The organism is Asticcacaulis sp. (genome assembly GCF_027484505.1).
GTDB lineage: Bacteria > Pseudomonadota > Alphaproteobacteria > Caulobacterales > Caulobacteraceae > Asticcacaulis.
Genome location: NZ_JAIXSV010000226.1, coordinates 1 through 13,993, shown reverse-complemented (window position 1 = coordinate 13,993; position 13,993 = coordinate 1). Strand labels below are relative to the sequence as shown.

The 13,993-nt window shown below is 58.3% G+C and carries 13 protein-coding genes; 6 read left to right on the top strand and 7 right to left on the bottom strand.

Going from position 1 to position 13,993, the window contains the following annotated elements:
* Positions 1 to 608: alpha/beta hydrolase-fold protein (locus Q0072_RS13565; RefSeq protein WP_298331094.1), on the top strand; the 608-nt coding region annotated here is incomplete at its 5' end.
* Positions 609 to 824: 216 nt separating this feature from the next.
* Here the strand turns inward: Q0072_RS13565 and Q0072_RS13560 are convergent.
* Positions 825 to 2,720: a glycoside hydrolase gene (locus Q0072_RS13560; RefSeq protein WP_298331092.1), complete on the bottom strand. Its 1,896-nt coding sequence runs from the start codon at positions 2,718 to 2,720 to the stop codon at positions 825 to 827.
* A 428-nt stretch (positions 2,721 to 3,148) separates the two neighbouring features.
* Here Q0072_RS13560 and Q0072_RS13555 point away from each other — a divergent pair, with 428 nt between their 5' ends.
* The 3 genes from Q0072_RS13555 (at position 3,149) to Q0072_RS13545 (ending at position 5,848) form a co-directional block, all read left to right on the top strand.
* Complete coding sequence (locus Q0072_RS13555) at positions 3,149 to 3,925, top strand: hypothetical protein (RefSeq protein ID WP_298331090.1); 777 nt, start codon at positions 3,149 to 3,151, stop codon at positions 3,923 to 3,925.
* Between the two features lie 56 nt (positions 3,926 to 3,981).
* Positions 3,982 to 5,283 carry a phospholipase D family protein gene (locus Q0072_RS13550; RefSeq protein WP_298331088.1) on the top strand — a complete coding sequence of 434 codons (1,302 nt, stop codon included), beginning with the start codon at positions 3,982 to 3,984 and terminating at the stop codon, positions 5,281 to 5,283.
* A gap of 400 nt (positions 5,284 to 5,683) precedes the next feature.
* Positions 5,684 to 5,848, top strand: a complete 165-nt coding sequence (locus Q0072_RS13545) for a JAB domain-containing protein (RefSeq protein ID WP_298331086.1) — start codon at positions 5,684 to 5,686, stop codon at positions 5,846 to 5,848.
* Positions 5,849 to 5,985: 137 nt separating this feature from the next.
* On the opposite strand, the gene Q0072_RS13540 is transcribed toward Q0072_RS13545, so the two are convergent.
* From Q0072_RS13540 to Q0072_RS13525, 4 genes are all read right to left on the bottom strand, one after another.
* Positions 5,986 to 6,582: a sulfite oxidase heme-binding subunit YedZ gene (locus tag Q0072_RS13540; protein WP_298331084.1), complete on the bottom strand. Its 597-nt coding sequence runs from the start codon at positions 6,580 to 6,582 to the stop codon at positions 5,986 to 5,988.
* Positions 6,582 to 7,511 carry a protein-methionine-sulfoxide reductase catalytic subunit MsrP gene (gene msrP, locus Q0072_RS13535; RefSeq protein ID WP_298331082.1) on the bottom strand — a complete coding sequence of 310 codons (930 nt, stop codon included), beginning with the start codon at positions 7,509 to 7,511 and terminating at the stop codon, positions 6,582 to 6,584. The genes Q0072_RS13540 and msrP overlap by 1 nt, the downstream gene beginning before the upstream one ends.
* 398 nt (positions 7,512 to 7,909) lie before the next feature.
* Positions 7,910 to 9,154 carry a peptidoglycan-binding protein gene (locus Q0072_RS13530; protein ID WP_298331080.1) on the bottom strand — a complete coding sequence of 415 codons (1,245 nt, stop codon included), beginning with the start codon at positions 9,152 to 9,154 and terminating at the stop codon, positions 7,910 to 7,912.
* 107 nt (positions 9,155 to 9,261) lie between these two features.
* Positions 9,262 to 11,127, bottom strand: coding sequence for a glycoside hydrolase family 9 protein (locus Q0072_RS13525; RefSeq protein WP_298331078.1), 1,866 nt, complete (start codon positions 11,125 to 11,127; stop codon positions 9,262 to 9,264).
* 170 nt (positions 11,128 to 11,297) lie between these two features.
* On the opposite strand from Q0072_RS13525, the gene purB reads away from it, so the two are divergent.
* Together purB and Q0072_RS13515 are read left to right on the top strand one after the other, a co-directional pair.
* A complete protein-coding gene (gene purB / locus Q0072_RS13520) occupies positions 11,298 to 12,602 on the top strand; it encodes an adenylosuccinate lyase (RefSeq protein WP_298331076.1) in 1,305 nt (434 codons plus the stop codon).
* A 199-nt stretch (positions 12,603 to 12,801) separates the two neighbouring features.
* Positions 12,802 to 13,509, top strand: coding sequence for a 2OG-Fe(II) oxygenase family protein (locus tag Q0072_RS13515; protein WP_298331074.1), 708 nt, complete (start codon positions 12,802 to 12,804; stop codon positions 13,507 to 13,509).
* 23 nt (positions 13,510 to 13,532) lie between these two features.
* Here the strand turns inward: Q0072_RS13515 and Q0072_RS13510 are convergent, their stop codons facing one another.
* Together Q0072_RS13510 and Q0072_RS13505 are read right to left on the bottom strand one after the other, a co-directional pair.
* Complete coding sequence (locus Q0072_RS13510; protein WP_298331071.1) at positions 13,533 to 13,811, bottom strand: hypothetical protein; 279 nt, start codon at positions 13,809 to 13,811, stop codon at positions 13,533 to 13,535.
* Between the two features lie 50 nt (positions 13,812 to 13,861).
* Positions 13,862 to 13,984 carry a hypothetical protein gene (locus Q0072_RS13505; RefSeq protein WP_298331096.1) on the bottom strand — a complete coding sequence of 41 codons (123 nt, stop codon included), beginning with the start codon at positions 13,982 to 13,984 and terminating at the stop codon, positions 13,862 to 13,864.
* Positions 13,985 to 13,993: the final 9 nt, after the last annotated feature.

The following is a 13,993-nucleotide window of genomic DNA, read 5'->3' as shown; positions in this document are numbered from 1 at the left end:
GGCAGGATTTCGCGCACATCGCAGGCATGGTCCAGCAGGGCGGGACGTGGGGCGCCAATGCGCCCGTGATCGTTGTCGGAATCGAAAGCAAGGACCGCAAGGCCGAACTCACCCCGCCCACGACCGATCCAGAAGAAATAAAGAAGCTGCCTACCAGCGGAAAGGCCGCCCTCTTTCGCCGGTTTATGGTCGAAGAGTTAAGGCCTCTGGTCGATGCAGCCTATCGTACAGACGGGGTTAATGCGATCATGGGCGAGTCGCTGGCGGGCCTGTTTGTGGTCGATACCTTCCTGCGTTTTGGCGGACAGTTTCAGAAGTATATCGCCGTCAGCCCTAGCCTGTGGTGGGACTATGGCAATCTGTCCAAAATGTCCGACACATTGTTGAGAACGAAGGCAACGACGCCGCGAACCCTCTGGCTTTCAATTGGCAGTGAAGGGGGCACAATGCAGGCGGGCGTGGATAGTCTGGTAGCCGCGCTGAAAGACAACCCTGCCGATAACCTCGTATGGGCCTATCGTCCGCTCAATGAGGAAAGCCACGCAACCATCTATCACCCGGCGGCAACGCAAGGGGTCCGTTTCCTTTTTCCCGGTGATGCCGGTTAATCAGAAGCCAGCATGGGGACACCGTTTCTTGAGCTGACTAACCCCGTTGTCAGGATGGTCCTCCTCGCGCCCTAGGCGGACATTCCCGATACAAATTTGCCGCCGCCCAAAAGCGGAAATGAGATTATGTTTGACTCCACACTCGGCGTAACCGCGTAAACAATACAGAGCCTCAATCCGTAGGGTCGCTTTCCGCGCCCACCGTGAGAAGTGGATTTATTGCGCTGGAAGGCTGGGCGGGCATATCAACCTGTCTCCATCGCGAAGGCCGACGGCCTTTACGCACTGAGGACCGATACCTTGCCACGATGTCGAACCAAAGTTCGCCGTCAATACCCGTCCATCAGCATAGTACACACGCTGGACAAGACGGTCACTTGACAGCCACTCAAACCGTGTCAGGGCGACGGGCGAATTGACGCCATGTAAGGCTTGGAAATCGGCATAGGCACGCTTCAGCAACTGGCCATAAATGCCCAGATCCTTGCGATCCAGGTTCCAGATCGTGGGATTGCCGTAAAGAAGGGCTCGGGCATAACGAAGACGTTCGAGGCCTGCGACCTTTGTTAGGCTAAACTCCCAACGATCTATGGAAACAAGATCGTCGTGATACACCGCTTCGAAAAGCGGAAGCCGATCCGCAGGCCCGAACAGTGCCCTCGCCTCCTCGGCTGTCGGCGTAAAGCGGCCAAAATAAACAGGTGGCCTGTCTGGCGGCCAATACCCGTTGAAACGCTTATCGCTTAACAGCGGCCAAACCGCGATGGTATGGGCCTGACCGGTTCCATGGGAGTAGTGCGCCACATCAACGCTCCAGGCGGTCACATTCTCTGATCCCTGAACAAGGTCGAAGGTTTTGATCCCCATTTCCAGACGCTTAAGTCGGTTTTGCCGATCCTCAGCTTTGTTCATCCGGTGGTCTGAGCTAAAGTCGTCGTAAAAGGTACCAAACGCATCGACATCCACGAAAACCTGACTGGCGCCACCTGCACGGTGAGCGGCATAACGTTTCGCCGGGATGAAGCCCTTCGGGTGGTCGGCAATGGCCTTGCTCGACATGTAGCAACCTCGATTGCCATAGCCCACGACGATCTCACCCTTAGCGTCCCTCAAGCACCCGGAAGGGTAAAGATCGGCACCCCAGATAGCCGACGGCATGTCAGCGGTTTTTTCGGGCTGGCCATTGTCGAAGGCTTCATAAGGGCCTGCGAGATAACCGAGCGCGTGGGCCTTTCTAAGATAATCGGGCCCGACGATATGTCTATTGGTACGGGGGTCTTGATCGTAGCTTATGACCAGTTTGTCTATCCCCAGGGCTTTCACATCGTCGAGAAAGTTAAGACCTCGACCGTCTCCCCAGACATAAACATGAGGGGCCCCGAACAACCGCCCCATATCTTTAACATTCTTGTCAGCAAAGGTCTGAAGGCGCCCCTTTTCTTTCAGATACTGCCTGTAAAACAGGGCGGGCGCCAAAGGATCGGGTTCTCCCAGACGAATAAGCAGTTCGAGCTTTTCGCTGCCTACACCGAACTCATGCCACAGATTCGCCTGAAGTCCGTCGGCGTCCTGCACGCAGAGCTTGGATTGAAACCCGTCATCAAGGGCATAGGTGACAGAACGGAGATTTGTTAGATGAGCCCACGCTGGAAACGACAGAGCCGTCGTCCCGCCCATGCAGCGATTTCGATTATAGGTGCTACGCCAGAAGGGATCATTGACGTCAAACGCCATGCCTTCACCATCCGGCACGATCCAGGTGCCTTCACTTACCCGCCCCATCGCCCATGTCCATTGCGTGTTCGGCTTACCCGCAACAGAAATGTGCAAGCTGTCGCCCTCGGCCCTTATCTGAACCGCCTGCCCTTCCTGCGTCATCCAGAACCAAGACGCGCCGTCTTGTCTTACGCCAACCTTACCAGATGCGCCGGTTCCTCGCATTAGGGGGATGCGTTCATTTTGGGCATCTCGGGCATCAATCTGAAGAGTAGCGGGGTCAACGATATAGGTTGCAGCTCCGGCGCGAACTTCTATGGGGTCTGCCTTGGCAGGTACTGCAATCGCAACCAGTAGTGCCCCCCAGGCAAACAAGACTCGGATTAACATCGTCATCCCCCCAACTCAGTCGCATCTTGCACCAGACCACACCATAGAGAGCGTCAGCGTGCAAAACACGTATCTGTTAGGGTAAGGATGCAACGGCGCATTCGCGCCCAAAGGAGAAGTTTCACTCTTGATGAGAAGACCTTCCCCAAACCGGACATAAATGGTTATGTTGCTGCCGCACTGAGATGCAGGGTTGACGTGCACTCAGCTTTCTTGACCCCGCTTCAACAGATAATACTCAAATACCGTCAATGAGGCAGAGTATTGGACCACTGTTGTGAACTGTGCAAAACACGTAGAAGCAGTTCAAACGCTCCTTAACTCAACAACCCAATTCTGGCCCATTCACGCTGACGCCAGACAGTCTCCAAGGTTCAGAATCGGTGTCTATAGGCTATAGATAGCGCTGTAAGCCGAAGAAGGAATGACAAAAAATGATCGATTGGGGATTGGTCATCAAGATCGGCGTTACCCTCGCCGTCGTCACACTCCCTGCCGCAGGCGGCATCGCTTACCTCGTCGTCAAACGGTGGGGCGAAAAGTATGTGGATTCAAAATTTGACCGGGCTATGGAGAAGCTGAAATACGCTCACCAGTTCGAGATTGAGCTCCTGAAGGGCAGCGTCCAGGGCGAAGTGTCACGGGCCGCACGGTTTTTCGAGCAGGAATTCACTGCCCTGTCGGAATCGCACAAACTGCTGATCCGCTCGGTTTCCAGCGCGCAGGATCTATTGAACCGCTTGCAACAGGCCCCCGGGGTCGTGGGTCTCACCGATGCCCAAATCCAGGCCATGCTGTCAAAGGCTGAAATCGGGCAGGAAGATATCGACAAGGTCTTGGCAGAGACCAAGCCCTTTGATCGGCAGAAGATCGTGTCCAACCTCTGGATACATCGAAAGTTCAACACAGCCTGGTCTGACTGGGTCGCATTTCGGAATTATCGTCTCGATCATAGTATCTTCTTGGATGAGGAAATTCTCGAACCGATCGGCAAGATTGACGCCCTGATCCACGATGCCCTCGACGAATGGAAGATGGAGGAAGAAATGCCGGACCCCAGACCGAACCGGTATCCCTTGCGCGATAAGATGTTCCAAGAGGTTCCACCGCTTCGGGAAACCATGGAAAAAATGCTGAGAGCCAGAGTCACCCTGGCCCTTCGCCCGACCCCGCAGCGTGAGTTGAGCGAACCCGCAGCACTGCGAAACTAGGAGCGCAACATCGCGGTAGATCGACTTGAAGTAAAGTGTTCCGCGGAGGGGATGGCATGGAATTTCTGGATGAGGTCGGGGCTCGTAAGGCCCTCAGGGAACTTGTCGGTTCTGGCAGCACGGTCAGGATTGCCGTCGCGTTCTGGGGACTGGGTGCAGCCGATGTACTTGGGCTTGACCGACCCAATATCGATCTGCGCATCGTGTGTAATCTCGATTCCGGCGCGTGCAATCCGACCGAAATCCGCCGATTAAAATCGCTCTGCCCGGACGGCGCCCTCCGCACTCTCCCCCGCCTGCATGGTAAGGTCTATTGGACACCTGAAGGCGTGCTGCTCGGCTCGTCAAACGCCTCCTCGAATGGGCTGGCCGTCGAAGGCGCAGAGCTAAAGTCCTGGTCGGAAGCCAACGTGCTCCTGCGCGACCAAGGGATGATCGACGAGATTGGAGACTGGTTCGATCGCCAATATCTTGACGCTGATCCCATTGATGACGGGGATATCGACGCCGCTGAAGATGTATGGTCAAAACGCGCGCGCTCCGCCCCTACCGGCCAACGTCTGACGTACGATCTTATCGCCGCGTTTCGCAATGATCCTGAACATCAGGGCTGGGAGAAGGTCACCTTTATCTTCTGGTCGGAAGACCTCAGTGCAGCCGGCGAAGACGAGGTCAAACGCGAACGAAAGGCCAATCCCATGCTGAACGGCTGGGACTGCTATGAGGACTGGAAAGAGATCGAAGCCGGGGAGCAGATCATCGAATTCAAACTCAGCAGAATAGAGAGCCAATTCACCGGCTACTTCAAGTCGACCTCGCCAAAGATCGAAACCGATACACTGACGTGGGTCCGCGCCATTGCTGGGATCAAGCACCCCGGGACGCCACGGCTCACCCTATCTGACGAGGATAAGGCCGCCATCGAGAAGCACGCCTCGGCAATCTCGCGGGCACTTCCGACAAAAAGCAGCAAATGGGGAAGAGGAACGATCGGCGAATTGGTGGCGGTCCTCGATGCAATCAGGGCAAAAGATGACGAGGAAGTCCTAACCGATCATCCGGATTTCAAGGCCGCTCTATTCGAGACCTATCGGGTTGCCCGCACCCCGAGAACGCCCCTCGCCGGGTTCGTCCGGATGCTCGAAACGCTCGGCGGTTTGGAAACGGCACGACGGCTACTTGATGCAAGGGAGGCACAAAGCGGCTTAACTCTCCTTTGGGAAGAAAAGCTGCTGCGCATATCAGTCGAAGCCCTGTCGCTTCAGCCAAGGTGGCGTAATCAGTTCACCTCGAATCAACGCAAGACCGCCGCGAAACGCCTGAAGCGCTACGGATATAGTGTCGAGGACAATGACTAAATCGGAGACTTCTCATATCCTCCATCGCACTGTGGTCAGCTCGAAAACAAAAAAATTGCCCCCCAGGATGTCCTGATGGGCGTGGTCTTTCTCACCGCTTCTTACGTCTGCGCATGGCCGCTTTCCGCGCTTTAAATTCCATCGCCTATGTCTCTTAAGGGCCAAAACCGGCCGATCCCAAGCGTTAAATCACCAACGAATCAGGTCCCCCTTTATGCGAGGCCCCGCGTAGAGTTCGACAAAGAAACATCGCGGAGCGAAGCCGCATTTTAGGCCAGCTATTCTGTTCGGGGACGAGCATCATTGCGCTCTGAGAGTTTAAGCATCCCAATAAACAAACCCCAAACCTTTCGGGACTTTATTTTTCCATTATAAATCAACATTTTATTTCCACATCAGGATGAGTCACAATCACCCCTCCGGCGACCCCATGCCGTCGCAGGGCGATATCGACATGACCAAGGCCATTATCGCCGCCGGTAAGCCGCTGAAAATTGCGATCCACGACCACCTGATCGTCGGCCGCGAAGGCGTGCTGAGCATGAAACAGGTCGGCGCGATTTAAACGTCTGGCCACGAAAAAGCGTTCTCAGACATCCCGATTGAAGCGCTTTGAAAAACGCTTTGAAACAGGTAAAGCCACATTTCACCGATGGGTCAGTTTGAGCCTTTGCCGTTCGTGTTTTTTCGTGTTTTTGGTGGCTAAACCTTCTTCCTCGCCCATTCCCAGACGCGCCAACCCAGCAGCACCGCGATGATCGCCGCATAGACCATCGGCATCGTCTTGTCGGCCTTGACCAGCAGGAAATAGTGCAGAGCCCCAAGCGGCACGATCACATAGATCAGCCGGTGCAGGTTGCGCCACCCCACCCCACCCAGCCGCCGGATCGCCGCATTGAACGAGGTCAGAGCCAGCTGGATCAGCAGCACAAAGGCCGCCATGCCAAAGGTGATATAGGGCCGTTTGAGGATATCGGACCAGATCTGTGCCCAGTCGAAATACTGGTCGATCACCACATAGCTCAGCAGGTGCAGTGTCACATAGCCAAAGGCAAACAGGCCAATGGGCCGCCGCCAGCGGATCAGCCACCCCTGCCGCAGCAAACGCGCCAGTGGCGTCAGGGCCAGCCCCAGCACCAAGAGCCGCAACCCCCAGACCCCCAGTTGACGCACCACCGTCTCAATCGGGTTAACCCCCAGATCGTTCTGAAAAAACCGCCACACCAACCACAGCACCGGCAACAGGCACAGGCCACAGATCAGGGCGATATCCGGCGTAAACCCGCGCTTCGCCTTCATCAGTAGTACTTTTTCAGGTCCATACCGGCATAGAGGTGCGCGACATTGTCGGCATAGCCGTTGAACATCAGGGTCGGGCGGCGCTTGAATTCGCCGATGCGGCGCTCAGACGCCTGCGACCAGCGCGGGTGATCGACCTGCGGGTTCACATTGGAATAGAAGCCGTATTCACGCGGTGCATAGCGGTTCCACGAGGTCGGCGGCTCGCGCGTGGTGAACGAGATGCGCACGATGGACTTGATCGACTTGAAGCCGTACTTCCACGGCACGACCAGCCGGATCGGCGCGCCGTTCTGATTGGGCAGCAGGTCGCCATAAAGCCCGACGGCCAGCAGGGCCAGCGGGTTCATTGCCTCATCCATGCGCAGGCCCTCAACATAGGGCCATTGCAGGATGCGGTCGGACACGCCACGCATTTCTTTGGGCCGCAGCGCGGTTTCAAAGGCCACATATTTGGCCTTCGACAAGGGTTCGGCGCGCTTGATGACCTCAGCCAGCGGAATACCGATCCACGGAATGACCATCGACCAGCCTTCGACGCAGCGCAGCCGGTAGATGCGCTCTTCCAGCGCACCCTTGAGCAGGGTTTCGATATCGACCGTCTGGGGTTTGGCGCAATCGCCGTCGAGCTTTACCGTCCACGGCCGCGTGGTCAGGGCCGAGGCGTATTTGACGGGCTCCAGCTTATCGGTGCCAAACTCATAGAAGTTGTTGTAACCCGTCACGGCTTCGAGGTCGGTCGGCGTCTCATTGGTCCAGAAGGTGCGCCTGGCGCTCAGCTTGCCCGTCACCTGCGCCGCTTGTGCCGCTGTCCCGGCCAGCCCCAGACCGAAGCCAATCCCCGCCGCCATGATCTCGCGCCGCCGGACATAGATGTCCTTTGGGGTGACATCGTTTTCGGTCAGGTCGGGGGCGTGGCGGATCAGCATGGACAGTCTCCGTGGGTTATACCAAGGTCATTGAAAATGACCTTGGTATGCGTTTCGCGAATATCTCATGTCGCTGACACAGGTGAGATATTCGCGAGTTTTCAACGGCCGGATGCGAGCAGCATCTTCGGTCGTTGGCATTACAGAAGACTATACGCAGAAACCGGCCATTTGGTGACACGCCAGATCAATATGTTTTTCAGTTATTGATCTGGCCTTTGTTTTCGCCCCTCGCCGAGCGTCGGGACCGCCAAGTGCAAAAAAGGCCGGTGCCCCCTGCACCGGCCCTCCCCATCTTAGAGCGTATTTCGTTCATTCCGAATCGAAATAGCGCTCTAACTTTTTGGTTTAACGCGCTTTTTTATCCGAAAAGTGCGTCACACTTTTCGGAAAGCGCTCTAATGTATCTTCACGCCCAAGGCCTCAGCCGCCTCGACCGAAATCTGGCCCTGCGGCAGGCCCTGATCGGCCTGAAACTTCTGCATGGCCGCCACCGTCTTCGTCCCCAACGTGCCGTCGGCCGGACCCGGATCGTAGCCGCGCTGTTTCAAAGCCACCTGAATGGCCTTGATCTTGGCCGGGGTGGTGTTGCGTTCACACAGGACTTCACGCCACACCGGCTCAGGAGCCTTCACGGCGCGGGTCTTATCGACCGTCTTATAGACCGGGGCCACCGTATAGGATTCGGTGCGCGCCGGTTTGATAACTTCCTTATATTTTTCCGTGCGATAGGTGGCCGGGATCACCTTTTCGATGACCTGCTCTTCGCGCTCCACAATGACCCGCTCAACCTTTTCGACCTTGGCAGGCACCTTGATCCGGCGCACGGTCGCGGGCTGCACCTCGACCATGCGCTCGACTTGCTTATATTCGGCCGGCACCTCTTTCAGGCACCAGATCGTCTGGGCCGAGCCCTTTTGCAGGTACTCGGTCGTCTCGGCGCTACCCTGAATCGCGACCGGCTCCTTGCCCGGCCAGGTGAGCATGCCATCGGCGCGGTAACGCACAGGCTGATGATCGCCGGGGGTAACCAGCGCGGCACCGGTGGCAATCCCTTCGGATCGCACCCATTCCTGACGGGCCGGGCGCACCATCACACTTTCCGTGCGCTTTTCGAACACGGGCGGTACGGGCTCTTCGCGCCACGTGGCTTGCTGGACCACGCGCTCTTCCATCACCTTGCGCGTCACGGCGGGGATCACCTTGCGCTCAACGCGCTGCGGCTGATCGACGACCTGACGCTCCGCCCAGCGCCATTCCTCAGGCAGGGTGCGGGTTTCGACGCGCTCAGGCTCCACCAACACCTTTTCTGCATAGGTTTCCAGCACCGGCGCTTTCATCAGACGCGTGTAGCATTGGTTGGGACGCGCCTCCTTGACCACGGCCGGCGGCAGGTCCGGATGGTCGCCGCCCACAGCGCCATCGGGGCAGTCCGCCTTCGCCGACGACGGACTGACTACGGGGGCTTTCGCTTCACCCATATAAACGCCCTGCGCGCCGGATGCGCCATAGGCAGAAGGCGTGTCCTTCAGGACCGGGGAAGCCGGTTTGACCGCAGGCTTAGCCGCCCATGCGCCCGTACCACACGCCATGACCGCCAGCGCCATCAGCGACACGCCGGTGTTCAGCGTCCAGTTCCTCATCTCAGCACCCTCACAGACAAATCAGTTGCGGCAATCTTAACGCCTTATTAACCCTGCCGCCAACCCGACTCGCGTCTTTCGGGTAAATTAACCCAGTTCAAAGCCTGTCACTTGCGCGTGCCATCCAGCCACGCCGCCACCCAGAACAACGGCGCGTTCCAGTTCACGGCCACTTCGTTGGTCGAATAGCTGCCGATATGATCCACATAGCAAATTTGCGGTGCGCAGCCTTTCAGACGGGCCTTGGCATCGGGGTCCGAGGGGTTCTGATTGGGCCCACCGGCGATGACGCCCGGCGGCGGGGGCGGCAAGGTGCCGTCATTGGCCCAGAAGCGATGATGCGGATGCTGCATGGCGCGTTCGCCATACCCCGAAACATAGCTGAAATTCAGCGGGTTACGCCCCAAAACATAATCCATCAGATTGACGGCTTCGGCGCGATAGGCCGCCTCACCGCTGACATCCGCCGCGTGGGCGAACAGCATGGCGCGGTTCATGAAATCCGCCGTCGAGCCCCAGACATAGGGCTTGTTGAAGGCGATATGATAGCCCTGCCCGGCCGTTTCCGCCCGCATGGCCGCCGCGCGTTGTACCACCGCCTGCCGTGCAGCGGCGCGCAGAGGCGTGTCCACCGTCGCCAGCGTCAGGGTGCCCAGCGTATCCGTCTTGCCCCAGCTGAAATCCGCGGCCGTCAGATAATGCGGCGAGGCTTTCACATCCTCGGCATAGGCCGCCTCACCCGTGACGGCATAAAGCTCCGCCGCCGCCCAGTAGAACTCGTCACTCAGGTGGCCGTCACCATAGCCCCCGCCGCCGCCCGGCAGCACGTCGATGGCATAGGCATCGGGCACGCGCTTCGCCGCCGCATAGGCCTTTTTAGCCGCCGTTAGACAGCGGTCGGCATAGGCATCATCCACGCCTTTGAATACCCGCGCGCACTGCGCCGCCGTCGCCGCGAGATTGAGCGTCGCCGCCGTCGAAGGATAGCTGAGGCCGCGCTTTTCCTTATCGAGATGAGGCGGCATGGGTATGGCGGTCCAGTGTTCGTCGTGCATCTTGTGATGCGCCATGCCCGACGCATCGACACGGGTAAAGGTGAGCTTGTCCAGAGACTTGTGCTGATTTCCTAAGGGCAGGTTCAGGGTCTGCCCGTCCGGCACCTGCATGGCCAGCAGGAAGTCCATCTCAAAGCGCACTTCATCCAACAGATCGTTCTTCCCATTACCCGCTTCGGGAATCTTCACCCGGCCATCGTCAAAACTGCGGTCACCGCGCGCCTGCGCCACCTCATAGGCGTTCATCAGCGTCCACACGGCGATGCCGCCATTGACCACGTACTTGCCGTGGTCCCCCGCATCGTACCAGCCTTTGGAAACATCCAGCGTGTAAGGACAACCGCCCCACGTGTTGCCGCGATGGTCCTTCGGCCCCCAGCAGGTGACGATCTCCTTTTCGTGCGCCACGGGCCGCGCGAAGCGGTCGCCGACATACTTTGCCTCGATCGGCACGCTGGCGCGCTGATGATAAAAGAAGGCCAGAGCGTCGTATTTCAATGATTGATAAACATCGGCGCGAATGTCGAAAGGCGCGCTGACCTTATAGATGTCGCCGTTTTTCACGCCGACCACATAGCCGCTACCGGGCGTCTTCAGGGCGGAAAGGTCGATCTGGTACACCACCTTGCCCGACCCGGCATTGAGGCCGAACGGTTCGCTGCGTCCGGACAGCACGACCGTATTGGCCGCGTCCTTGACCACCCAGTCTATGGCGGGCCATGTTCTGCCGGCGGGCGCAGGGGCGTCTTCGGGCACGGCGTAGACGGCGATTTTGGGCGAATCCGGCTGAAAGCCAGTCTGATTGAGCGTCGGGAATTCCATATAGTGATGCTGATAGGGCCGCGGCAGGTTCGGCTGGGCCATCGCCACGCCCCCCAGGCATGCCATCACGACGCCGGCTAAAAGCGCTTGTTTCATCCCGTTTCTCCCTCAATATCCGCGCCTATGTCAGCGCTGTCAGTAACTTGCCCTACCAAACCCTGCCCGGCGCGAAAAGTACATTTAAATCTTGACTCAGAGGACGCATCCGCCCAACAGAACCGCGACCATTTTATCCCCCTTTTATCTCTCTCAGACCGGACCTTGCCATGATCCCCCGTTATTCCCGTCAGGACGCCGCCGCCATCTGGGACCCTTCGACCAAGTATAAGATCTGGTTCGAAATCGAGGCCCACGCCGCCACCAAGATGGCGGAGCTGGGAGTCATCCCGACGGAGGCTGCCGAAACCCTGTGGGCCAAGGGCAAGGACGCACAATTCGATTCGGACCGCATCGACGAGATCGAACGCACGGTGAAACACGACGTCATCGCCTTCCTGACCCACGTCTCGGAAATCGTCGGACCCGAAGCGCGCTTCCTGCATCAGGGCATGACCTCTTCCGACGTGCTCGATACCTGTTTCGCGGTTCAGCTTCAGCGTTCGGCCGATCTGCTGATCGAAGGCGTTGATCTGGTGCTGGCGGCACTGAAAAAGCGCGCCCTTGAGCACAAGTTCACCCCGACTGTCGGCCGTTCGCACGGCATCCATGCCGAGCCGGTGACCTTTGGCCTGAAGCTGGCCGGTTATTACGCCGAATTCGTGCGCGCCAAAAAGCGCCTTGAAGTCGCGCGCGAGGAAATCTCGACCTGCGCCATTTCCGGCGCCGTGGGCACCTTTGCCAATGTCTCGCCCGACGTCGAAGCCTATGTGGCCGAAAAGATGGGCCTGAGCGTCGAGCCCGTCTCCACTCAGGTCATCCCGCGCGACCGTCACGCCGCCTTCTTCGCGGCGCTGGGCGTCGTGGCCTCATCCATCGAGCGTCTGGCCGTGGAAATCCGCCACCTGCAACGCACCGAAGTGCTGGAGGCCGAAGAATTTTTCTCCAAGGGGCAAAAGGGTTCGTCGGCCATGCCGCACAAGCGCAACCCCGTCCTGACCGAAAACCTGACCGGTCTGGCGCGTCTGGTGCGCTCAGCGGTGGTTCCGGCCATGGAAAACGTCGCCCTGTGGCACGAACGCGATATTTCGCATTCCTCGGTCGAACGCGGCATCGCGCCGGACGCCTGCGTGCATCTCGACTTCGCCCTGCGCCGTCTGGCGGGCGTCGTCGAAAACCTGCTGGTCTATCCGGAAAACATGCAGAAGAATCTCGACCGACTGGGCGGCCTCGTCCACTCACAGCGCGTGCTGCTGGCCCTGACGCAAAAGGGCATGTCGCGCGAAGACAGCTATTCGGCGGTTCAGCGCAATGCCATGCGTGTCTGGCGCGGCGAAGGCAACTTCCTCGACTTCCTCAGCGCCGACGAGGACGTGTCGAAATTCTTCACGCGCGCCGAGCTTGAGCCCTTCTTCGACCTCGGCTACCACACCAAGCACGTCGATACGATTTTCGCCCGCGTGTTTGGGGAATAGCCATATTATACCACCGGCCGAAGATGCTAACCGCATCCGGCCGTTGAGAACTCACAAATATCTCTTCTGCATCAAAGGCATGAGATATTCGCGAAAGGCATACCTCCCCAGCTTGCTGGGGAGGGGGACCGCACGAACCGCAGGTGAGATGCGGTGGTGGGGGTTCTTACTTGTCAAAGGTCTCCCGAAAGGTCTTCCAATGTCCCTCTCCCTTATGACCGATGCCTTCGACTTTGCCGGCTACCGCGACCGCTTTGCGCGCAAGGGCCGCATCCGTCTCGAAGGCGCCTTGTCGCACGAGGACGCCCACGCCGTTCATCACGCGCTGGAGCAGCAGACCCTGTGGGAACTGCATCTGGTCGATAGCGAAGGCCAGCCGGACATCCTGTCGCGCACCGAGCTTGAGACGCTCAATCCGTCGGAGATTCAGGATCGCCTCGCCGCCGCCGCCGAACGCGCCCAGACGGGCTTAAGCTTCCTGCACCTTGGCTACGACCTGACCTCAAAAGAGGCACTGATGAATCTGGGCGAAGACCATCCGCTGTTTGCTCTTGCTAAACTTTTGTGGTCGGCGGAATTTGCAGCCTTCTGCGAAAACCTGACCGGTCTGTCGGGGTTGAAACTGCAAAGCCTGATCGCCACCGGCTATCGTCCCGGCGACTTCTTCACCATGCATACGGATGCGCAGGCCGCCCTGACTTTTGAGTGGAACTTCACCCACGACTGGCGCTCGGACTGGGGCGGGCAGATTTTGTTTCATTCACCGTCAGGCGATATCGAAGGCGGTATCATGCCGCGTCTCAACGATCTGGCCCTCTATGCCGGAGACCAACCGCGCTCGGTGGCCTCTCTCGCCGCCTACGCCGGCGCACCAAGGTTTGCAGTCACCGGGCGGTTTGTCAGGTAATGTGTAACGACGGACGCGAAGGGTTAACGAAGCTCTCGCACCTTTTTGACCACAAGCCCCACAGCTATAACGGCAAAAATGCCTGCAAATACAGCCTTGGACAGCGTATTCACAATCCTGTCCTCCTGCACACTGATGTACACGGTTCCCCCATGCGTTTCGTAGGGAATAGTATACTCAGCGCGGGGTGAGGATATATTACGCACCGTGACCTTTGACGCTTCGGAAGCCGAATAAAACGACAAACCCGCGCCAATCAGGATAGCCGCATAAAAAACGCTGCGTCCAATCCATTTCAGCATCCCCACGCCCCACCATTAAAAAACCCGGCCTTGCGGGCCGGGTTCATATCTCACTGCTCGTTTTTCAGGGCTTCGCGCGCCTGAGCCAGAAACTCAACCACCTTGGTTCGCACCTCTGTCTCGCGCACGGGGATGTTGGAAGCGGTCAGATCGCCCAGCACCTTGCGAATCACGTCCTCCTC

What these genes read in the sequence shown, in the direction of transcription:
- purB (WP_298331076.1), top strand. Translation starts at nt 11,298, where the DNA reads ATGATCCCCCGTTATTCCCGTCAGGACGCCGCCGCCATCTGGGACCCT.
- Q0072_RS13530 (WP_298331080.1), bottom strand. Translation starts at nt 9,154, where the DNA reads ATGAGGAACTGGACGCTGAACACCGGCGTGTCGCTGATGGCGCTGGCG.
- Q0072_RS13540 (WP_298331084.1), bottom strand. Translation starts at nt 6,582, where the DNA reads ATGAAGGCGAAGCGCGGGTTTACGCCGGATATCGCCCTGATCTGTGGC.
- Q0072_RS13515 (WP_298331074.1), top strand. Translation starts at nt 12,802, where the DNA reads ATGTCCCTCTCCCTTATGACCGATGCCTTCGACTTTGCCGGCTACCGC.
- Q0072_RS13510 (WP_298331071.1), bottom strand. Translation starts at nt 13,811, where the DNA reads ATGCTGAAATGGATTGGACGCAGCGTTTTTTATGCGGCTATCCTGATT.
- Q0072_RS13555 (WP_298331090.1), top strand. Translation starts at nt 3,149, where the DNA reads ATGATCGATTGGGGATTGGTCATCAAGATCGGCGTTACCCTCGCCGTC.
- msrP (WP_298331082.1), bottom strand. Translation starts at nt 7,511, where the DNA reads ATGCTGATCCGCCACGCCCCCGACCTGACCGAAAACGATGTCACCCCA.
- Q0072_RS13525 (WP_298331078.1), bottom strand. Translation starts at nt 11,127, where the DNA reads ATGAAACAAGCGCTTTTAGCCGGCGTCGTGATGGCATGCCTGGGGGGC.
- Q0072_RS13550 (WP_298331088.1), top strand. Translation starts at nt 3,982, where the DNA reads ATGGAATTTCTGGATGAGGTCGGGGCTCGTAAGGCCCTCAGGGAACTT.
- Q0072_RS13545 (WP_298331086.1), top strand. Translation starts at nt 5,684, where the DNA reads ATGAGTCACAATCACCCCTCCGGCGACCCCATGCCGTCGCAGGGCGAT.
- Q0072_RS13560 (WP_298331092.1), bottom strand. Translation starts at nt 2,720, where the DNA reads ATGACGATGTTAATCCGAGTCTTGTTTGCCTGGGGGGCACTACTGGTT.